An 18,651-nucleotide genomic window follows, 5' to 3' on the forward strand; every position below is an offset into this window, starting at 1 on the left:
GATGCGCTGTTCTCCGCATGTTGCAGGCATGCATGGCCGCTAGACTTGGCGGCATGCAGCAGCCATCCCATCTCTCCTCCGAATCCTGTGCCCCGTCCGCCTGGGGCTGTGCCTGCGCGCCCTGGCGCGCGCGTCGCGGTTTCTTGCTGGCCGGTAGCGCGGCGGCCATGGGCCTGGCCACGGCGCCGGTGGCGGCCCAGGTGCAGGTGGGCGGTGCCTCGGGCCTGCGCAAGCTGGTGCCGGCCGAGACGCTGGAAGGCGCCGCCACCGACCAGTACCAGCAACTGCTGGCCAAGGCCCGCGCCCAGGGCGCACTGGCCGGCGACAGCAACCCGCAGCTGCAGCGCCTGCGCGCCATTGCCCGGCGGCTGATCCCCTACACCGCCCAATGGAACCCGCGCGCCAATGCTTGGCGCTGGGAGGTGAACCTGATCGGCAGCAAGGAGATCAATGCCTTTTGCATGCCGGGCGGCAAGATCGCCTTCTACACGGGCATCATCGACCAACTGCAGCTGACCGACGACGAGATCGCCATGATCATGGGCCACGAAATGGCCCATGCGCTGCGCGAGCACTCGCGCGAGCAGCTGGCCAAGAACCAGGCCACCAGCATCGGCATCTCGCTGGGCGCCCAATTGCTGGGCCTGGGCGACCTGGGCAATGCGGCGGCCCGCCTGGGCGGCCAGTTGCTGTCGCTGAAATTCAGCCGGGGCGATGAGAGCGAGGCCGACCTCGTGGGCCTGGAGCTGGCCGCGCGCGCCGGCTACAACCCCCAGGCCTCGGTCTCGCTGTGGCGCAAGATGGGCCAGGCCACGGGCGACCGCGGCGGCCTGGAATTCCTGTCCACCCACCCCGCAGGCCCCGAGCGCATCCGCGAGCTGGAGCGCAACATCCCGCGCGTGGAAGGCCTCTACGAGGCCGCACGGCGCGGGTAGGCAGCCGCCTTCAGGCGGCGGCTTTTTGCTTGGGTTGGTAGCCCATCACGGCTTTCACTTCAAGGTACTCCTTGAAGCCGTGCTCGCCCCATTCCCGGCCCGTGCCCGACTGCTTGTAGCCACCGAACGGCGCGCCGAAGTCCGGCCCCGCACCGTTGAGGTGGACCATGCCGGTGCGCAGGCGCGAGGCCACGCGGCGTGCGCGCTCCAGGCTGCCGGACTGCACATAGCCCGACAGGCCGTAGGGCGTGTCGTTGGCCTGGGCGATGGCCTCCTCCTCCGTGTCGTAGGGCAGGATGACCAGCACGGGGCCGAAGATCTCCTCGCGCGCAATGGTCATGTCGTTGCGCACGTCGGCAAACACCGTGGGCCGCACGAAGTAGCCGCGCGCAAGGCCCTCGGGGCGGCCCGTGCCGCCGGCCACCAGGGTGGCGCCTTCGGCGATGCCGGCCTCGATCAGGCCCTGGATCTTGCGGAACTGCGCCTCGCTGACCACGGGGCCCATATGCATGGCGCCGGAGTCGGCCAGTGCATCGCCCACCTTCATGCCTTCGGCAGCGGTCTTGGCCGCGGCCACGGCGCGCGCATGCAGGGTGCGCGGCACGAACATGCGCGTGGGTGCGTTGCAGCTCTGGCCGGAGTTGGTGAAGCAGGCGTTCACGCCCTGGGTCACGGCCTTTTCGATGTCTGCGTCGTCCAGCACGATGTTGGCCGACTTGCCGCCCAGTTCCTGCGTCACGCGCTTGACGGTATCGGCCGAGGCCTTGGCCACGGCAATGCCCGCGCGCGTGGAGCCGGTGAAGGTCATCATGTCGATGCCGGGGTGCACGGACATGGCCTCGCCCACCGAGGGGCCGTCGCCGTTGACCAGGTTGAACACGCCGGCCGGCACGCCCGCTTCGTGCAGGATCTCGGCCACCAGGATGGCGTTCAGCGGCGCGATCTCCGAGGGCTTGAGCACCATGGTGCAGCCCGCCGCCAGGGCCGGTGCCACCTTGCACATGATCTGGTTGATGGGCCAGTTCCAGGGCGTGATCATGCCCACCACGCCCACGGGCTCATGCACGATGCCGGTGGTGCCGCGCACGCTCTCGAACTCGAATTCCTTGAGCACCTGCAGGGTCTGCTTCAGGTGCCCCGCGCCCACCGTGGCCTGGGCTGCGCGCGACAGCCACAGCGGCGCGCCCATCTCCAGCGAGATGGTCTGCGCCACCTCGTCGATGCGGCGCATGTAGACCGCCAGCACCTTGTCCAGCAGGGCCAGCCGCTCGTCGCGCGTGGTCTGCGAGAAGCCGTCGAACGCGCGGCGTGCGGCGGCCACGGCTGCATCGACATCGGCGGCCGAGCCCATGCTGATGCGGGCCGCCACCTCCTCGGTGGACGGATTGATCACATCCAGCGTGCGCGGCACGGCCGGGGGAACCCATTGGCCGTCGATATAGAACTGCAGGTGCTCTTGCGTGCTCATGAAGCTGTCTCCGTGTCTCGTTGTCATTGGGTGGAAGGGGTGTCGAAGGTGACGCGCTGGTTCACGCGGTAGTGGGGCCAGTAGTCGGCCACAGCATAGTGCTGCGTGCTGCGGTTGTCCCAGATGGCGATGCCGCCCGCGTCCCATTGATGATGCACCATGAACTCCGGCTTCTTCAGCCAGTCCAGCAGGAAGGCGAGCACGCCGCGCGCCTCGTGCCGGTCCACGCCCGTGATGTGGCGCGTGAAATCGGCATTGACGAAGATGCACTTGCGGCCTGAATCGGGGTTGGTGCGCACCACGGGATGCGTCACGGGCTTGAACTGGCGCAGCGCCTCGAACAGCGCCTCCTCGCCCTTGCGGCCCAGGTATTCCCGGAAGCCCGATTCCTCCCAGGTATGGACCGCCTGCAGGCCTTCCAGGTACTGCTGCATGCCGGGCGAGAGCCAGTCATAGGCCTTGCTGGTGCTGGTCCAGCAGGTGTTGCCGCCGGCCGGCGGCGTGGTCACGATCTGGATCACGGTGCCCAGCGGCGGCTGCTGCTTCCAGCTGATGTCGGTGTGCCAGTTGTCTATGGCGGGCGGGCGGTCCTTGTCGGAGATGATCATCTCCACGTCGGGCATGCCGCTCTTGCGCTCGAAGTACGAGCCCTTGGACAGCGGGCCGAACACCTGCGCCAGCGCCACATGCTGCTCGGCCGTGATGGTCTGGGGCCGGAAGAAGATGACCTCGAAGTCGTACAGGGCCTGTCGCAGTTCCGCCTGCACCTCGGGGGACAGGGGCCGGGTCAGGTCCACGCCCTCGATCCAGGCCGCGAAGTTGGGCATGCGCGGCACGGGGCGGATGTGGTGGTAGCGGGCGTCGATGTCGATCAGCTGCATGGGGGCGGCATTGGCCATGGGGTACTCCTTGGAGGAACGGATGGAAGGGGAGGAAGAGGAAGGAAGGTGGAGAGAGAGGGCTGGCGGGCTCACTGCCAGTGCAGCAGCCGCCTCTCGGCCCAGGACATGAAGCGCACCATGCCCACGCCCAGCAGGGCCAGCACCAGCAGCAGCGCCATGACGCCATTGATGTCGAAGGTGGAGCCCAGGTAGGCCAGGGTCTGGCCCAGGCCCTTTTCGCTGGCGATGATCTCGGTGCCCACCACGCCCAGCAGGGCATAGATCAATCCCAGGCGCAGGCCCGAGAAGATCACCGGGACGGCGCCGGGCAGCGTGACCTCGAAGAAGGTGGTGGCGGCGCTGGCGCCCAGGGTGCGGCACAGCGTCACATGGTCCTGGCTGACGCCCCGCATGCCTGCCACCGTGGCCGACAGCACGATGAAGAAGGTCAGCGAGCAGCCCACGGCGATCTTGCTGCCCAGCCCCAGCCCGAACCACAGGATGAACAGCGGCGCCAGCGCGATGCGCGGCATCACGTTCAGCGCGTTGAAGTAGGGCTCCGCAAAGCGCTCGATGGCCGGCCAGCGCACGAAGGCCAGCCCCGTGGCGAAGGCGGCCACGCTGCCCAGCACGAAGGAGCAGCCCACGGCGGCCAGCGTCCAGCCCAGGTCGGACCAGAACCGGGCCGTGCCCGCATGGTTCCAGAGATAGGCGGCCACGCCGCTGGGCTGGCCGAAGAAGGTGGGGTCCAGCCAGCGGCGCGCGGCGGCCCATTCGGCCAGTCCCAGCACGAGACAGATGAACAGCGCATGCAGCGCCAGCCATTGCAGACGGTCAGCCTTCATGGTGCACCCATCCCGATTCGAGCTGCGACCACAGGGCCGCATAGAGTTCATGGAAGCGCGGCGACTTCTGCAGGTCGCGGATGGAGCGCGGGCGCGGCAGGTCTATGGGCAGGTCGGCGATGATGCGGCCCGGGCGCGAGGACATCACCACCACGCGGTCGGAGACGGCCACGGCCTCGGCCAGGTCGTGGGTCACGAACAGCACGCTGTGGCGGTGCTGCTGGCACAGGCGCAGCAGCAGGTCCTGCAGCTGCAGCTTGGTCTGCGCGTCCAGGGCGCCGAAGGGCTCGTCCATCAGCAGCAGCTGCGCGTCCAGCGCAAAGGTGCGCGCCAGCGCCGTGCGCTGGCGCATGCCGTGGGACAAGGCCTTGGGCAGGGCCTGCGCATGGTCGGCCAGGCCCACCTCCTGCAGCATGCGCAGTGCGCGCTCCGTGCTGTCGGCCGTGCCGACGCCGCGCACGCGCGCGCCGAAGGCGGCGTTCTCCAGCGCCGTGCACCAGGGCAGCAGGCTGTCGCGCGCCAGCATGTAGCCCACGCGGGAACTGCCCAGGCGCGGTGCCTCGCCCAGCACGCGCAGCGTGCCGGCGCCGGTGTGGGCCACCAGGCCCGCGCAGAGGTTGAGCAGGCTGGTCTTGCCGCAGCCGCTGGGCCCGACCAGCGAGACGAATTCGCCATCGGCCACCTGCAGCGCAATGTTGTCCAGCACCTGCGTGCGGCCGTCGAAGCTCAGGTGCAGGCCGTCGGCGGCAATGGCCTGCTGCGGCGGCAGCTGCGATCCATTGGAAGTCATGGCGCGCGCCCCCTTCACTGCGCCAGCAGGGGCGCGGTGTCGATCAGCCGGCTGATCTGCCCCGTGCGCTGCAGGTAGCGCGCGGCATGCTGCAGGGCCTTGGGGTCCACCGCAAACTGCATGGAAGGAATGGCGTTGCGCAGCGCCACTTCCAGGATCCGTTCGCCGCCGGTCGTGTTGATGCGGAAGCTGTCCTGCGCGACTTTGAGCAATGCATCGAAATGGGCCGGTTCGCGGGCATAGTCGGCCGCCTCGTTCATGGCGCGGCGCAAGCCCTCCACGGCCGGGGCGTTCTTGCGCAGGAAGTCGGCGCGCACCACCTGCAGCACGCCGGCGCCGTTGGTGTCCACCACATCGGCCGGACCCTGGCCCCTGCGCGGATCGACGACGATGCGGCAGGCCTGGCTGACCTCGCAAAAGCCGTCCATGGGCGAGAACAGCATCAGGCCATCGACCTGCCTTTGCGCAATCGCCGGAAAGGCGGTGTTGGGCGATCCCACGGCGACGATGGTGACGTCGTCCGCCTTCATGCCGGCGCCCTGCAGCAGGCTCACGAGCTGGAATTCGGCCGCGCTGCCGCGCGCCGTCACGCCGATGCGCCGGCCCTTGAAGTCCTGCATCACGGCGGGATAGCCCTGGGCGGCATGCGCCATGGGCAGGGCCGCCGATGCCATGAGGAAGAACGTCGGCGCGCTGGCGCCGCTGCCGATCACCTTGAGGTCGGCGCCCTTGTTGACCGCCTGGAGCAGCACCTCGGGCGGCGTAAACGCCACTTCGAGGTCACCGGCCAGCAAGGTCTGCAGCGCCAGCGGCGCCTGCGGGATGGGGCGCAGTTCGCAGCGTATTCCGTGCTTCTCGCACAGTCCCCGCGCGTTGGCCACGCGCACCAGGAAATTGCCGATGCCGGGGTAGTCCTGGATGCGCAGCGTGGGCGTCTGTGCCAGGGCTGCCTGGGTCGAGAGCAGGGCGAACACGAAGGCGGATACCAGGGCGAGCGTGGTGCGGATCATGGGGCGGGCTCCATACGTGTGGGTATGGGGCCGATTACAAGGATGGTGCTATGCGCCAATTGCCGCGAAAGGGACAATGATCGGGTGAACACCAAGCTCGGTTCCCCCAACACCTCTTTGGCGCAGGCGCGCAGCGAGCGCTATCGCGTGGACCTGCTGGCCGAATTGCCGGCCGCATCGGCACGCGGGCTGCGGGCCATAGGCTCCAGGCGCCGCTACCGCGATGGACAGTTCGTGCAAAAGCGCGGCGATGCGGCCGACCATGCGCTGGTGCTGCTGTCAGGGCGCTTTCGTGTCGTGGCCTTCACCGTGGGCGGCACCGAGCGCATGACGCGCTGGCTGGAGGCCGGGGAGATCACCGGCATCAGCTCGGTGCTGGGCAATGCGCCCGTGCCCGTGGACCTGGTGGCCGATGGCGATGTCGAGGTGCTGGTCCTGCCGCGCCAGCCGCTGCTGGACTTCCTGGAGCGCGATGCGCCCGCATGCCTGGCTGTGGCGCGCCTGCTGAGCCTGCGCGTGAACGGGCTGCTGGACACCATCTTCATCAGTTCGGAGGACACGCTGCATGCCCGGGTCTGGGCCACCTTGCAGGTGCTGGCGGCAGAGAACGGCCAGCCCCTGCCCGGCGGCCGCACCCTGCTGCGCATATCGCAGGGTGATCTGTCGCATGTGGTGGGCGCCTCGCGCCAGCGCGTGAACGAGGAGCTGCGCAAGCTGCAGGCGGGCGGCAGCGTGCGTCTGGGCTATCGGTGGATCGAGGTGCTGGGCTGAGGCAGCTGCAGGCTCAGGTCCCGCCCACGTAGGGGTTGCTCTTGCGCTCGCGGCCGAAGCTGCTTTCGGGGCCGTGGCCCGGGATGAACACGGTCTGGTCGCCCATGGGCCACAGGCGCTGGACGATGCTGTCGATCAGCTGCTGGTGGTTGCCCTGGGGAAAGTCGGTGCGGCCGATGCTGCCCGCGAACAGCACGTCGCCCACGAAAGCGCGGTCGATCTGTGGCGCATGGAACACCACGTGGCCGGGCGTATGGCCGGGGCAGTGGCGCACCTGCAGCGTTTCCTGGCCGACGCTCACCGTGTCGCCATCGTGCAGCCAGCGCGTGGGCGTGAAGGGGTCCGAATGCGGGAAGCCGAACATGGCGCCCTGCTGGGGCAGCGCATCGATCCAGAACTGGTCTCCGGGATGGGGGCCGATGATGGGCAGCTGCTGTGCATCGGCCAGCTCGCGCGTGCCGCCCGCGTGGTCTATGTGGGCGTGCGTGAGCCAGATGGCCTTGAGCGCCAGGCCCAGGCGCTCTATCTCCCAGCCGATCTGCTCCAGGTCGCCGCCCGGGTCGATGACGGCGGCTTCCATGGTCTGGTCGCACCAGACCAGCGAGCAGTTCTGCTGGAAGGCGGTGACGGGGATGGTGTGGTACTGGAGCATGGGCGGCGTGGGTGCTTCTGGCGAAAGCGCCCATTATTCCCGCTCCTTCCCCTGATGGCAGCGCAGGGCAGCCTCCGCTTGCGCCGTCAGGTGGTCGGCTGGCCGCATTGCCCGCAGAACCGCGCGCCGGCCGGATGGCTGGCGTTGCAGCTCCTGCAGGCCTGCGGTAGCACCGCGCCGCCGCACTGCGGGCAAAAGCGCGAGCTGGAGGCAATCGATGCATGGCAGCCGGGGCAGACCGCCGCCACGGCCGCAGGCGGGTATGCGCCGCCGGCGTGATGCCCGCCGATATGGACGCCGATATTGCCGCCGTGATGGCCGCCGCGCGCGTGTTGTCCGAACAGTCTTTGCAAGAGTCCCATGGTGCCTTCCTTCGCACTGCGCGGCTGCGCCGCTGCAGTCGCTCAAAGGTGCATTGGGACACGGCAGCGGTGCGCCGGGTCGTGGATGGCGATCATTTAATGTGGCTGTCATTTCGCGGCAATCCGGCGTCTTGTGACGGACAGGCGACATCCTCGCGGGCAGACCCCGTGGCTGCCGCCACGCGGCCGTGATACAAGCTAGCCGTGCCGCCAAGCCAGCCTGCCGTCATGCAGGCGCGCAAGGATTTTTTCGAGGATGGGCCGGGCCGCCGCCTGCGCAATGCAGCGCAGGGCGGGTACCGGCATCACGCGAGGGAGAACCGGTATGTTGATTGGCGTGCCTGCCGAGACCATGGCAGGAGAAACCCGGGTGGCCGCGACCCCCGAGACCGTCAAGAAGCTGCGTGCGCAAGGCCATGTGCTGCGCGTGCAGTCGGGAGCGGGAGTGGCGGCCAGCGTGCCCGATGCCTTGTTCGAGGCAGCGGGCGCCGAGATCGTCGATGCGGCAGGCGCCCTGGGCGCCGATCTTGTGCTCAAGGTGCGCATTCCTTCGGAGGATGAGCTGCCCCTGGTCCGCAAGGGCGCAACGCTGGTCGGCATGCTGGACCCCTTCCAGCCCGCAGGCCTGCAGCGCCTGGCCGATGCGGGCATCACGGCCTATGCGCTGGAGGCGGCTCCGCGCACCACGCGCGCGCAGAGCATGGACGTGCTGTCCAGCCAGGCCAACATCGCCGGCTACAAGGCCGTGATGATCGCGGCCAACCAGTACCAGCGCTTCTTTCCCATGCTGATGACGGCGGCCGGCACGGTGAAGGCCGCGCGCGTCGTGGTGCTGGGCGTGGGCGTGGCCGGCCTGCAGGCCATTGCCACGGCCAAGCGCCTGGGCGCCGTGATCGAGGCCAGCGATGTGCGGCCCAGCGTGCGCGAGCAGGTCGAGTCGCTGGGCGCGAAGTTCATCGACGTGCCCTACGAGACGGCCGAGGAAAAGGAAGCCGCCGAAGGCGTGGGCGGCTACGCCCGCCCCATGCCGCAAAGCTGGCTGGACCGGCAAAAGGCCGAGGTCGCCAAGCGCGTGGCCCAGGCCGACGTGGTCATCACCACGGCGCTGATCCCGGGCCGGCCCGCGCCCGTGCTGGTCACGGCCGAGATGGTGCAGGCCATGAAGCCAGGCGCCGTCATCGTGGACCTGGCGGCCGAGCGCGGCGGCAACTGCCCGCTGACCCAGGCCGGCATGACCGTGGTCACGCATGGCGTGACCATCGTGGGCCTGACCAACCTGGCGGCGCTGGTGGCGGCCGATGCCTCGGCCCTGTATGCACGCAATGTGCTCGATTTTCTCAAGCTCATCATCAACAAGGATGGCGCCCTGCATGTGGACATGGAGGACGACATCGTGGCCGCGTGCCTGATGGCCCATGAAGGCCAACTCGCAGCACAGCGGAGGAAATGACATGGAAGCCGTATCCCCCACCATCATCCATCTCATCATCTTCGTGCTGGCCATCTACGTGGGCTACCACGTGGTGTGGACCGTCACGCCCGCGCTGCACACGCCGCTGATGGCGGTGACCAATGCCATCTCGGCCATCGTCATCGTCGGCGCCATGCTGGCGGCGGCGCTCACGGAAACGGGCCTGGGCAAGACCATGGGCGTGCTGGCCGTGGCACTGGCCGCGGTCAACGTGTTCGGCGGCTTCCTGGTCACGCGGCGCATGCTGGAGATGTTCCGCAAGAAAGAGCGCAAGAGCGCTCCGGCCAAGGACGGCAAGGACGCCAAGGCGGAGGGCCAGTCATGAGCATGAACCTCGTCACATTGCTCTACCTGGTGGCCAGCGTCTGCTTCATCCAGGCGCTCAAGGGGCTGTCGCATCCCACCACGTCCATACGGGGCAACCTGTTCGGCATGGCCGGCATGGTGATCGCCGTGCTGACCACGGCGGCGCTCATCGTGCAGCTGGCCGGCGGCAATGCATTGGGCCTGGGCTGGGTGCTGCTGGGCCTGCTGGTCGGCGGCACGGCCGGTGCCGTCATGGCGCAGCGCGTGGAGATGACCAAGATGCCCGAGCTGGTGGCCTTCATGCACAGCATGATCGGCCTGGCGGCGGTGTTCATCGCCGTGGCCGCCGTGGCCGAGCCCTGGGCCTTTGCCATCACGGCCAAGGGCGGCGCCATCCCGGGCGGCAACCGCGTGGAGCTGGCGCTGGGCGCCTTCATCGGCGCCGTGACCTTCACGGGCTCGGTGATCGCCTTCGGCAAGCTCAGCGGCAAGTACAAGTTCCGCCTGTTCCAGGGCGCGCCCGTGCAGTTCAAGGGCCAGCATGCGCTCAACGCCGTGCTGGGGCTGGCTGCGGCCTTCTTCGTCTTCGGCTTCTGGCACAGCCAAAGCTGGATGGACATCGTGCTGGTCATCGCCCTGGGACTGCTGCTGGGCGTGCTGCTGATCATTCCCATCGGCGGCGCGGACATGCCGGTGGTCGTGTCCATGCTCAACAGCTACTCGGGCTGGGCGGCGGCGGGCATCGGCTTCTCGCTGAACAACAGCATGCTGATCATTGCGGGATCGCTGGTGGGCAGCTCGGGCGCCATCCTGAGCTACATCATGTGCAAGGCCATGAACCGCTCTTTCTTCAGCGTGATCCTGGGCGGCTTCGGCGGCGAGGCCACCAGCGCGGCCGCAGGCTCCCAGCAGCAGCGCAACGTGAAAAGCGGCAGCGCCGACGATGCGGCCTTCGTCCTGGGCAATGCCGAGACCGTGGTCATCGTGCCCGGCTACGGCCTGGCCGTGGCGCGTGCCCAGCACGCGGTCAAGGAGCTGGCCGACAAGCTCACCGAGCGCGGCGTGACCGTGAAGTACGCCATCCACCCGGTGGCCGGCCGCATGCCCGGCCACATGAACGTGCTGCTGGCCGAGGCCGAGGTCCCCTACGACCAGGTCTTCGAGATGGAGGACATCAACAGCGAGTTCGGCCAGGCCGACGTGGCCATCATCCTGGGCGCCAACGACGTGGTGAACCCCGCCGCGCACGTCAAGGGCAGCCCCATCTATGGCATGCCCATCCTGGAGGCCTACAAGGCCAAGACGGTGATCGTGAACAAGCGCTCCATGGCGGCCGGCTATGCGGGCCTGGACAACGAGCTGTTCTACATGGACAAGACCATGATGGTCTTCGGCGACGCCAAGAAGGTGGTGGAGGACATGGGCAAGGCGCTGGAGTGAGGTGCTGCCTGGGGCACAAGGGACAAGGGGCGGCGCGAGCCGCTCCTTGCGCTCACACCTTCATGTCATAGCCGATGGTCACCGGCGCATGGTCCGAGAACTTCACATCCTTGTAGATGTGCTCGGTGCGTGCCAGTGCGGCGATGGCCGGGGTGGCCAGGTGGTAGTCCAGGCGCCATCCCACGTTGTTGGCATAGGCCTGGCCTCGGTTGCTCCACCATGTGTAGCAGGTGTCCGTGGTGTCGGGCTGGAGCAGGCGATAAACGTCCACAAGACCGCCCGTGGGATCAGTTTTGTGTAACAACTTTGTCATCCACTCGCGCTCTTCGGGCGTGAAACCGCTGTTTTTCTGGTTGCTGCGCCAGTTCTTGAGGTCGATCTGCTGGTGGGCGATATTGATGTCGCCGCACAGGATGAACTCGCGCTCGCCCTTCATGCGCATCAGGTGCTCGTGCATTTCGGCCAGGAAGCGGAACTTGGCCGTCTGGCGCAGTTCGCCGGAGCTGCCGCTGGGAAAGTAGGCGCTGATGATGGACAGCTTGCGCGCGGGCGTGTCGAAGCGCGCCTCCACATAGCGGCCCTCGGCGTCGAACTCGTGCGAGCCGAAGCCGACCACGACATCGCTGGGCTCGTGGCGGCTGTAGACGCCCACGCCCGAGTAGCCCTTTTTCTCGGCGTAGTGGAAGTGGCCGCGCAGGCCGGCCAGCAGCTCGAAGCGTCCGGTCATGTCGGCGGCCTGGGCCTTGATTTCCTGCACGCAAATACAATCCGGCGCAGTGGCCTCGATCCAGGCTTCGACGCCCTTGGTCGAGGCCGAGCGGATGCCGTTGAGGTTGAGGCTGGTCAATTTGAACAAGGATGAATCCATGGTGGTGAGTAATCTGCAGGCCGAGGACGCAGGCCGTCTGGCGCAGGAATTTGTGCAATTCGCCGTTGACGCAGGGGTGCTGCGTTTCGGCGAGTTCAAGACCAAGGCCGGGCGCATGAGCCCGTACTTCTTCAATGCCGGCCTGTTCGATGACGGCGGCAAGATGGGCCGTCTCGCCGAATTCTATGCAAAAGCCATCGCGGCCAGCGGCATCGAGTTCGACATGATCTTCGGCCCGGCCTACAAGGGCATCCCGCTGGCGGCCACCGTGGCGGTGGAGCTGGCCCGCATGGGCATCAACAAGCCCTTTGCGTACAACCGCAAGGAAGCCAAGGACCACGGCGAGGGCGGCACCCTGGTGGGCGCGCCGCTCAAGGGCCGCGTGCTGATCGTGGACGACGTGATGAGCGCCGGCACGGCCGCGCGCGAGTCCATCGCCATCATCCGCGCCGCCGGTGCCACGCCGCATGCCGTGGCCATCGCGCTGGACCGCCAGGAAATGGCCACGGAAAATGGCCAGGACGTGCCCCACAGCGCCGTGCAGTACGTGCGCAACCAGCTGGGCATGCAGGTCTGCACTATTGCAAAACTGGCAGACTTATTGCTTTATCTTGAGATTCAAGGTGGCAGCGCAGGCAGCGGCCACCATGAGCGCGTGCTGGCCTACCGCCAGCGTTATGGAGTCAACGACAAGGGGTGAGCGGTTGATGAAGCGGGCGATGCATGCACGATCCTTGCTGTGTGCCATGGGCTTGGCCACGCTGGGCTGCGCCGTGCTCGCCCAGGATGTGCCCCTGGGGCCGGGCATCTATTCATGCACCGACGCCCGTGGCCGCCGCCTGACGGCCGACCGCCCGATTGCCGAATGCGTGGACCGCGACCAGCGCGTGCTGGGCAACTCCGGCGTGGAGCTGCGCCGCGTGGGCCCCACGCTGACCGACAACGAACGCGCCGAACTGGACGCCCAGCGCCGCCGCGACCAGGCAGAGCAGCGCCGCATGCGCGAGGAGCGCTCGCGCGACAAGGCGTTGATCACGCGCTACCCCAACCAGGCCGCCCACGATGCCGAGCGTGCCGAGGCCATCTCCCAGGTCGATCAGGTCATCTCCGTGGCGCGCCAGCGCCAGCAGGAACTGCAGACGCGGCGCACGGCCCTGAATGCCGAGATGGAGTTCTACAGGAAAGACCCCGCCAAGGCGCCGGCATCGCTGCGCCGCCAGCTCGACGAGAACACGGCCTCGCAGGAGGAGCAGCAGCGCTTCGTCCAGCAGCAGGACCAGGAAAAGCGCCGCATCCAGGAGCGCTTCGATGCCGAGCTGCAGCAGCTGCGCCAGCTGTGGGCTGCGAGCGCGCGCCGCTGAGGCAGCCCCAACGCCGCGCCCGCCGCCGCGTTCTTTTTTCTTCCTGCCCCTCCTTTCCTTCCTCCTTCTCGTTGCACGCTTGCTGAGTCGAATTCGTCCTGCATGCGGCGCCCGCATGCAGGGCTAGGCTTTGCGCATCGAGTCTGCGGGCTGACATCAAGGGAGGCAGCATGACGGTGTGGCGTTGGTTGATGGCCTTGCTGCTGTGGGCAGCCGGGGCCTGGCTGTCCTGGGGCGGCGCCCAGCTCCTGCTGGCCGGCGGCAGCGGCTACTACGTGATCGCCGGCCTGCTGCTGCTGGTGGTGGGGTGGGGCGTGGCGCGCCGTTTGGCCATGGCGCTGTGGCTGTTTGCGCTGTGGCTGCTGGGCACCGCGCTGTGGGCGGTCTGGGAGATAGGGCTGGACTGGTGGCCGCTGGCGGGGCGCCTGGGGGTGCCCTGGTTGATGGGCCTGCTGCTGGTGCTGCCCTGGTCGGTGCGTGCGCTGCGCCATGAGCCCGACATGGGCCAGAACCGGGGCCTGGCCCCGGCCCATGCGGCGCTGGCGCTGGTGGTGCTGGGCACGGCCATTCTTGCGGGCCTGTCCTTCGGGCGCCAGCGCGATGCCCATGAAACCCAGGGCCAGTTTGCGGGGGCGGCCGCCGCTGCGTCGGACCTGCCTGCCGACGGCCAGGTCACGGCCGTGCAGAACATGTCCATGGTGGCCTCCGAGGCCGGCGGCCTGCGCAGCCCGCCGGTGCTGCAGGGCGATGCCACCGATGCCGTGCCCGATGGCGAATGGCATGCCTACGGCCGCACCGGAGCGGGCCAGCGCTATTCGCCGCTGCGCCAGATCGGCCCGCACAACGTGCGGCTGCTGCAATTGGCCTGGGAGTTCCGCACGGGCGATGTGCGCGGCAAGCCCGGCGATCCCGAAGAAACCACGTTCGAGGTCACGCCGCTGAAGATCGGCGAGCGCCTGTTCCTGTGCACGCCCCACCAGTCGGTGATTGCGCTCGATGCCACCACGGGCAAGCAGCTGTGGCGGCGCGACCTGCCCATGCCCAAGGGGCTGGCGCTGCAGCACCTGACCTGCCGGGGCCTGTCCTACCAGTCGGCGCAGGCGGCCGCGCAGTTCGATGCGGCGGCAGGGCAGACGCATTCGGCGGTGGCGCCGGCTGCAAGGAAGGCCGGCGCACAGGCGGCACAGGCGGCACAGGCGGTACAGGCTGATCCGGCTTCCTCGGTCTCCCCGGCCCCTTCCTCCGATGATGGCCGCTGTACCGCCAAGCTGTTCATGGCCACGGCCGACGGCAAGGTGGTCGCCCTCAATCCCGCCGACGGCCAGACCTGCGGCAACGTGGCGGGCGGCCAGGGCCAGATCGACCTCTGGCAGGGCATGCCCGAGCGCAAGCCGGGCTCGTACTACTCGACCTCGCCGGTGGTGGTGGCGCGCGACCGCATCATCGTGGGCGGCACGGTGCTGGACAACCATTCCACGCGCGAGCCTTCGGGGGTGATCCGTGCGTTCGACATCCGCTCGGGTGCGCTGCTGTGGGCCTGGGACCCGGGGCGGCCAGCGACCAGCACGCCGCTGCCCGAAGGGCAGACCTATGTGCCCAGCTCGCCCAACAGCTGGTCCATCTCCAGCGTGGACGAGACGCTGGGCCTCGTCTTCGTGCCCATGGGCAATGCGCCGCCCGACCAATGGGGCGGCCGGCGCAGCGCCGAGGCCGAGCGGTATTCGTCCTCCCTGGTGGCGCTGGACATCGCCACGGGCGCCGTGCGCTGGGTGTTCCAGACCGTGCACCACGATCTCTGGGACTATGACGTACCCTCGCAGCCCAGCCTGATCGACCTGGAGATCGGCGGCCACAGCGTGCCCGCCCTGGTGCAGCCCACCAAGCAGGGCGAGCTGTTCGTGCTGGACCGGCGCACGGGCCAGCCGCTGCTGCCCGTTACCGAGGTGGCTGCGCCGCAGGGCGCGGCACGCGGCGACCGCACGGCGCCCACGCAGCCGCATTCGCAGCTGAGCTTCAATCCCCCGGCCCTGACCGAACGCGACATGTGGGGTGCCACGCCCTTCGAGCAGCTGTGGTGCCGGCTGGCCTTCCACCGGCTGCGCTACGAGGGGCGCTTCACGCCGCCCTCGGAGCAGGGCTCGCTGATCTATCCGGGCAACTTCGGCGTCTTCAACTGGGGCGGCGTGGCCGTGGATCCGCGCCGGCAGGTGGTGTTTGCCACGCCCACGCGGCTGGCCTTCGTCTCCACCCTGGTGCCGCGTGCGGACGATACCTCGCTGCTGGTGCAGGATGGCGGCCCGCCCAAGGACGGCCTGCCCGCGCTCAACGAAAATTTCGGCGCACCGTTTGCGGTGCGGCTCAAGCCCTTTGTCTCGCCGCTGGGCATTCCCTGCCAGGCGCCGCCCTGGGGCTTTGTGGCGGGTGCCGACCTGCGCACGGGTCAGATCGTCTGGCAGCGCCGCAACGGCACGCCGCGTGACCTGAGCCCGCTGCCGCTGGGGTTTCGCATGGGCGTGCCCGGCATTGGCGGCCCGGTGGTGACCGCTGGCGGCGTGGCCTTCTACTCGGGGGCTCTGGACAACTATGTACGCGCCTACGACGTGGACAGCGGCCGCCAGCTCTGGCAGGACCGCCTGCCCGCAGGCGGCCAGGCCACGCCCATGACCTACCTGGGCACGGACCAGCGCCAGTACCTGGTGGTGGTGGCGGGTGGTCATGGTTCGACCGGCACCAAGGCTGGCGACAGCGTGCGTGCCTATGTGCTGCCCAAGGAGGTGGCGGCGCCCTGAGCGCTCAGCGCCGTGGGGGTCTGCGCCGGCTCATGCCGATCCGGCCCGGCCCAGCATGCGCAGCACGCGCGTGACCAGCAGCGCGGCCACCCAGGCCAGTCCGCCGATCAGCAGCGGCAGGCGCAGCAGCGCGCCTTGCTGGGCGAACAGCATCAGCGCGTCTGCCTTCCACAGCGCGGCATAGCCCGTGTACAGGCCGTAGGCCAGCCAGGCCAGGGCGCCCAGGGCGAACAGGGCCGCCATGCGCCGGGCGCTGCGGCCATCGCGCGAATCCGCGGGCAGGGCGCGCGTGCCGTGCCAGACCCAACCGATGGAGGCGAGCACCAGCAAGGCACTGGCTGCCACGGACAGCTGCAGCCAGGTATGGGGGGAGAGTGAGGACATCAAAAGGAAACCGCGCGCCGGCAAAGTGCCGGCCGCAGCGAGTGTAGCGGCGCAGTGCCCTGCGTGGTTTCGGTGCTCAGGCCGGTTGCCAGACGGTGGCGCCGTGGCCCTGGCCGCCGCTGACGGGGACGGAATGGATGCCCAGCACGGCTGCATGGCGCTGCAGCAGGGCGTCGAACTGCTCGATGCTTTCCGCCGTGGCCGGGGCGTCGTCGTATTCGCTGGCCACCTGGTCCGTGGTGAAGGAGCTGGCGCCGAACTTCTGGACGATGTTGCGCAGCTTGTCGAGGTTGGGGCTGGAGGATGGTGTCATGGCAACTCCTTGGGGTCATGGACGCCTGCTGCGCCGCAGGCCTGTGGGCCAGTGTAGCCCCGGGGCCTGGAGCGGCCATCCGGGGCATCCCCGCAAAGCGGCGTAGGACTTGGAACCCGCCGTCAGCCGCCCGTGGCCACGGGGCCGGCGCTCAGCACTTCGGCCAGCGGCTTGCGCGGCGTGGGCACCTCGCGCTCGCGCAGATCGTCGGGCAGGGTGGCCGCATCGCCGCGCCAGCCCACGGCGATCACCACCTCGGGCTCCAGGTGCTCGGGCAGGCGCAGCACCTCGCGTGCGGCGTCGGCCGAGAAGCCGCCCATGGCGTGCGTGGCCAGGCCCATGGCGTGGGCTTCCAGCGCCAGGTAGCCCCAGGCGCAGCCTGCGTCGAAGCTGTGCTTGCCGGGCGAGGCCTGGCGGTCGGACATCAGCACGATCAGCGCGCCCGCCTCCAGGCACCAGCGGCGGTTGAACTCGTTGGGAATGGTGCTGAAGGCCTGCCAGTTCGCATCGCCGCGCAGCGCATAGGCAAAGTGCCAGGGCTGCTTGTTGCTGGCCGAAGGCGCCCAGCGCGCGGCGTCGGCCAACTGCTCGACCTGGGCCTGGCTCAGTGCCTCGGGCCTGAAGGCGCGCGGCGACATGCGGCCCAGGAACTGCGGATGGATGGGGGTGGTGGTGTTGCGTGTCATGCGGATAGGCGGCAAGCAGAAAGGAAAGCGGCAACGATAGCGCAAGGCCTCAGGGCTGGCGCGGTGCCTGGCCATGCTGCTGGCTGATCACGCGCAGGTGGCGCTCCATGCGGATGAAGACCAGCACCATCACCACCAGCACGAGGAATGACATCAGCATGCTCCAGAAGGCCGTCTCCACGGCGCCGAAGCGTTCCTTCCAGGAGCTGCTGCCGTGGCTGTCCTCGCCGCGCAGCGCGCGCGCCGCATTGTCCAGGGACAGCGTGTAGTTCAGCAGCACCGTGGACAGGATCTGCTGGGCCGTCTGCGCCTGCAGCCGCGGCTCCAGCGCGGCATTGCCGAAGACCTGCTCCAGCGCGGCGGGCAAGCCCTGCACATAGGCCGCATAGGCGCCCTTGCCGTGTTCCAGCTCGGCGGCCTGGGCACGCTCATGGATGGCGGCGGCGGTATCCACGGGATCGACCATCCAGCTGTCTTCCTCGTCGGCGGAGGCGGCTGCGGCAGCCGCTGCATCCACGGCCCCGGCATCGCCTTCGCGCTGGCCGCGCTCCTGGATGCGGCGCTGCACATCGGCCTCGGACGGCTGGGCGTCGCCTTGCAGCAGCGGGTGCAGCGGTGCCAGGCCCCGGGCCTGGTGGTCCCGCTCGGTGCGCTCGCGCCGCGCAGGATCCTTGTTCACGAAGGCGCGCACCAGGGCGTCGGCCTTCTGGAAGGCGGGGCGCAGCGCCGGATCGACCAGGCGCTTTTCCATGGCGGGTTCGCCGCCGCCCGCGCCCAGGTCGCGGCTGGTTTCGTCCACGACGAACTGCAGGTTGGGCCTGGCGTCCTTCCAGTTCAATTCCTGGGCCACGGCCTGGGGCGCCTCGGCCTTGCCGGGCCTGAAGCTCTCCCAGGTCCACAGTGCCATGCCCACCAGCACGAGCAGGGAGAACACCAGCAGCACCACGCGCACCACCTGCACCAGCAGGTCCTCGATCCTGCGCAGCATGTTTGTAATCATCGGATTCCTCGGTTGGTTCGTAAAACAAGGGCGCGTCCGGCCCGCCTGCAGGCCTGTTCTGTTGCTATTGATTTGAAAGCACCGGACGCAGACGCGCGAATTCTAGGAAGGCTGCCGCGCACGGGCGCACCGGTTCTCAATGTTTTACATTTCGCGCCAATCTCGAAGTGTGCATGTGCTCCCGTGGCATGTGCCGTCCTGCAATGGGTGTCTGCCGGATGGCGGGATGTTCATGGCCGCAGGGCGCATGGTTCTCCCGCTTGCGGGCGCGCTGGCTTTGGGCCTACCGGCTGTAGCGGCTTCCCGAATCCGCTGTAAT

At 68.7% G+C, this 18,651-nt stretch carries 20 protein-coding genes; 8 read left to right on the forward strand and 12 right to left on the reverse strand.

Features of this window, described 5'->3' with window-relative positions; translation table 11 throughout:
- Positions 1-32 precede the first annotated feature (32 nt).
- Positions 33-935 (forward strand): M48 family metallopeptidase, encoded by a 903-nt coding sequence (locus tag G4D77_RS18155; protein WP_047468565.1) that lies wholly within the window; start codon positions 33-35, stop codon positions 933-935.
- 10 nt (positions 936-945) lie between these two features.
- Here the strand turns inward: G4D77_RS18155 and G4D77_RS18160 are convergent, their stop codons facing one another.
- From G4D77_RS18160 to G4D77_RS18180, 5 genes are all read right to left on the reverse strand, one after another.
- Positions 946-2,403: an aldehyde dehydrogenase family protein gene (locus G4D77_RS18160; RefSeq protein WP_133074247.1), complete on the reverse strand. Its 1,458-nt coding sequence runs from the start codon at positions 2,401-2,403 to the stop codon at positions 946-948.
- 23 nt (positions 2,404-2,426) lie between these two features.
- Positions 2,427-3,302: a TauD/TfdA dioxygenase family protein gene (locus tag G4D77_RS18165; RefSeq protein WP_133074246.1), complete on the reverse strand. Its 876-nt coding sequence runs from the start codon at positions 3,300-3,302 to the stop codon at positions 2,427-2,429.
- A 71-nt stretch (positions 3,303-3,373) separates the two neighbouring features.
- The gene (locus G4D77_RS18170) at positions 3,374-4,129 is read right to left on the reverse strand and encodes an ABC transporter permease (protein WP_034365684.1); all 756 of its coding nucleotides are present in this window, start codon (positions 4,127-4,129) and stop codon (positions 3,374-3,376) included.
- Positions 4,119-4,919: an ABC transporter ATP-binding protein gene (locus tag G4D77_RS18175; protein WP_213757718.1), complete on the reverse strand. Its 801-nt coding sequence runs from the start codon at positions 4,917-4,919 to the stop codon at positions 4,119-4,121. Before G4D77_RS18175 ends, G4D77_RS18170 begins: the two co-directional genes overlap by 11 nt.
- A 14-nt stretch (positions 4,920-4,933) precedes the next feature.
- Positions 4,934-5,929 (reverse strand): ABC transporter substrate-binding protein, encoded by a 996-nt coding sequence (locus G4D77_RS18180; protein WP_046241079.1) that lies wholly within the window; start codon positions 5,927-5,929, stop codon positions 4,934-4,936.
- Positions 5,930-6,013: 84 nt separating this feature from the next.
- Between G4D77_RS18180 and G4D77_RS18185 the strand changes: the two genes are divergently transcribed.
- Positions 6,014-6,700, forward strand: coding sequence for a Crp/Fnr family transcriptional regulator (locus G4D77_RS18185; protein ID WP_013800207.1), 687 nt, complete (start codon positions 6,014-6,016; stop codon positions 6,698-6,700).
- 13 nt (positions 6,701-6,713) lie between these two features.
- On the opposite strand, the gene G4D77_RS18190 is transcribed toward G4D77_RS18185, so the two are convergent.
- Together G4D77_RS18190 and G4D77_RS18195 are read right to left on the reverse strand one after the other, a co-directional pair.
- Entirely contained in the window at positions 6,714-7,352 is a 639-nt protein-coding gene (locus G4D77_RS18190; protein ID WP_154833211.1) for an MBL fold metallo-hydrolase, read from the reverse strand.
- Between the two features lie 86 nt (positions 7,353-7,438).
- The gene (locus G4D77_RS18195) at positions 7,439-7,714 is read right to left on the reverse strand and encodes a zinc ribbon domain-containing protein (RefSeq protein WP_082145249.1); all 276 of its coding nucleotides are present in this window, start codon (positions 7,712-7,714) and stop codon (positions 7,439-7,441) included.
- A gap of 325 nt (positions 7,715-8,039) precedes the next feature.
- On the opposite strand from G4D77_RS18195, the gene G4D77_RS18200 reads away from it, so the two are divergent.
- The 3 genes from G4D77_RS18200 to G4D77_RS18210 are packed head-to-tail and all read left to right on the forward strand — an operon-like array spanning position 8,040 to position 10,931.
- Positions 8,040-9,164 carry a Re/Si-specific NAD(P)(+) transhydrogenase subunit alpha gene (locus tag G4D77_RS18200; RefSeq protein ID WP_016453602.1) on the forward strand — a complete coding sequence of 375 codons (1,125 nt, stop codon included), beginning with the start codon at positions 8,040-8,042 and terminating at the stop codon, positions 9,162-9,164.
- Between the two features lies 1 nt (position 9,165).
- Positions 9,166-9,510 (forward strand): NAD(P) transhydrogenase subunit alpha part 2, encoded by a 345-nt coding sequence (locus G4D77_RS18205; protein ID WP_012202276.1) that lies wholly within the window; start codon positions 9,166-9,168, stop codon positions 9,508-9,510.
- Positions 9,507-10,931, forward strand: a complete 1,425-nt coding sequence (locus tag G4D77_RS18210; RefSeq protein ID WP_012202277.1) for an NAD(P)(+) transhydrogenase (Re/Si-specific) subunit beta — start codon at positions 9,507-9,509, stop codon at positions 10,929-10,931. Before G4D77_RS18205 ends, G4D77_RS18210 begins: the two co-directional genes overlap by 4 nt.
- Before the next feature lie 52 nt (positions 10,932-10,983).
- Here G4D77_RS18210 and G4D77_RS18215 read toward each other — a convergent pair whose 3' ends face one another.
- Positions 10,984-11,787 (reverse strand): exodeoxyribonuclease III, encoded by an 804-nt coding sequence (locus G4D77_RS18215; protein WP_154833213.1) that lies wholly within the window; start codon positions 11,785-11,787, stop codon positions 10,984-10,986.
- A gap of 10 nt (positions 11,788-11,797) precedes the next feature.
- On the opposite strand from G4D77_RS18215, the gene pyrE reads away from it, so the two are divergent.
- From pyrE to G4D77_RS18230, 3 genes are all read left to right on the forward strand, one after another.
- Positions 11,798-12,499, forward strand: coding sequence for an orotate phosphoribosyltransferase (gene pyrE, locus G4D77_RS18220; RefSeq protein WP_026062245.1), 702 nt, complete (start codon positions 11,798-11,800; stop codon positions 12,497-12,499).
- A gap of 46 nt (positions 12,500-12,545) precedes the next feature.
- Positions 12,546-13,160 carry a hypothetical protein gene (locus G4D77_RS18225; protein ID WP_016453597.1) on the forward strand — a complete coding sequence of 205 codons (615 nt, stop codon included), beginning with the start codon at positions 12,546-12,548 and terminating at the stop codon, positions 13,158-13,160.
- A 170-nt stretch (positions 13,161-13,330) separates the two neighbouring features.
- Positions 13,331-15,949, forward strand: a complete 2,619-nt coding sequence (locus tag G4D77_RS18230) for a membrane-bound PQQ-dependent dehydrogenase, glucose/quinate/shikimate family (RefSeq protein ID WP_154833215.1) — start codon at positions 13,331-13,333, stop codon at positions 15,947-15,949.
- 30 nt (positions 15,950-15,979) lie between these two features.
- Here the strand turns inward: G4D77_RS18230 and G4D77_RS18235 are convergent, their stop codons facing one another.
- The 4 genes from G4D77_RS18235 to G4D77_RS18250 all read right to left on the reverse strand — a co-directional run bounded on the left by G4D77_RS18235 (position 15,980) and on the right by G4D77_RS18250 (position 18,320).
- Positions 15,980-16,333, reverse strand: coding sequence for a hypothetical protein (locus G4D77_RS18235; RefSeq protein WP_016448558.1), 354 nt, complete (start codon positions 16,331-16,333; stop codon positions 15,980-15,982).
- A 76-nt stretch (positions 16,334-16,409) separates the two neighbouring features.
- The gene (locus G4D77_RS18240) at positions 16,410-16,646 is read right to left on the reverse strand and encodes a hypothetical protein (RefSeq protein WP_213757719.1); all 237 of its coding nucleotides are present in this window, start codon (positions 16,644-16,646) and stop codon (positions 16,410-16,412) included.
- Positions 16,647-16,768: 122 nt separating this feature from the next.
- The gene (locus tag G4D77_RS18245; protein ID WP_047218857.1) at positions 16,769-17,332 is read right to left on the reverse strand and encodes a nitroreductase family protein; all 564 of its coding nucleotides are present in this window, start codon (positions 17,330-17,332) and stop codon (positions 16,769-16,771) included.
- A 49-nt stretch (positions 17,333-17,381) separates the two neighbouring features.
- Positions 17,382-18,320, reverse strand: a complete 939-nt coding sequence (locus G4D77_RS18250; protein ID WP_227740881.1) for a hypothetical protein — start codon at positions 18,318-18,320, stop codon at positions 17,382-17,384.
- Positions 18,321-18,651: the final 331 nt, after the last annotated feature.

The organism is Delftia sp. WY8, assembly GCF_018437695.1.
In the GTDB taxonomy this organism is placed as follows: Bacteria; Pseudomonadota; Gammaproteobacteria; order Burkholderiales; family Burkholderiaceae_C; genus Comamonas; species Comamonas tsuruhatensis.

Coding starts and splice junctions, on each gene's coding strand:
- G4D77_RS18155 (WP_047468565.1), top strand. CDS start 33: ATGGCCGCTAGACTTGGCGGCATGCAGCAGCCATCCCATCTCTCCTCC.
- G4D77_RS18160 (WP_133074247.1), bottom strand. CDS start 2,403: ATGAGCACGCAAGAGCACCTGCAGTTCTATATCGACGGCCAATGGGTT.
- G4D77_RS18165 (WP_133074246.1), bottom strand. CDS start 3,302: ATGGCCAATGCCGCCCCCATGCAGCTGATCGACATCGACGCCCGCTAC.
- G4D77_RS18170 (WP_034365684.1), bottom strand. CDS start 4,129: ATGAAGGCTGACCGTCTGCAATGGCTGGCGCTGCATGCGCTGTTCATC.
- G4D77_RS18175 (WP_213757718.1), bottom strand. CDS start 4,919: ATGACTTCCAATGGATCGCAGCTGCCGCCGCAGCAGGCCATTGCCGCC.
- G4D77_RS18180 (WP_046241079.1), bottom strand. CDS start 5,929: ATGATCCGCACCACGCTCGCCCTGGTATCCGCCTTCGTGTTCGCCCTG.
- G4D77_RS18190 (WP_154833211.1), bottom strand. CDS start 7,352: ATGCTCCAGTACCACACCATCCCCGTCACCGCCTTCCAGCAGAACTGC.
- G4D77_RS18195 (WP_082145249.1), bottom strand. CDS start 7,714: ATGGGACTCTTGCAAAGACTGTTCGGACAACACGCGCGCGGCGGCCAT.
- G4D77_RS18200 (WP_016453602.1), top strand. CDS start 8,040: ATGTTGATTGGCGTGCCTGCCGAGACCATGGCAGGAGAAACCCGGGTG.
- G4D77_RS18205 (WP_012202276.1), top strand. CDS start 9,166: ATGGAAGCCGTATCCCCCACCATCATCCATCTCATCATCTTCGTGCTG.
- G4D77_RS18210 (WP_012202277.1), top strand. CDS start 9,507: ATGAGCATGAACCTCGTCACATTGCTCTACCTGGTGGCCAGCGTCTGC.
- pyrE (WP_026062245.1), top strand. CDS start 11,798: ATGGTGGTGAGTAATCTGCAGGCCGAGGACGCAGGCCGTCTGGCGCAG.
- G4D77_RS18225 (WP_016453597.1), top strand. CDS start 12,546: ATGGGCTTGGCCACGCTGGGCTGCGCCGTGCTCGCCCAGGATGTGCCC.
- G4D77_RS18230 (WP_154833215.1), top strand. CDS start 13,331: ATGACGGTGTGGCGTTGGTTGATGGCCTTGCTGCTGTGGGCAGCCGGG.
- G4D77_RS18235 (WP_016448558.1), bottom strand. CDS start 16,333: ATGTCCTCACTCTCCCCCCATACCTGGCTGCAGCTGTCCGTGGCAGCC.
- G4D77_RS18240 (WP_213757719.1), bottom strand. CDS start 16,646: ATGACACCATCCTCCAGCCCCAACCTCGACAAGCTGCGCAACATCGTC.
- G4D77_RS18245 (WP_047218857.1), bottom strand. CDS start 17,332: ATGACACGCAACACCACCACCCCCATCCATCCGCAGTTCCTGGGCCGC.
- G4D77_RS18250 (WP_227740881.1), bottom strand. CDS start 18,320: ATGCTGCGCAGGATCGAGGACCTGCTGGTGCAGGTGGTGCGCGTGGTG.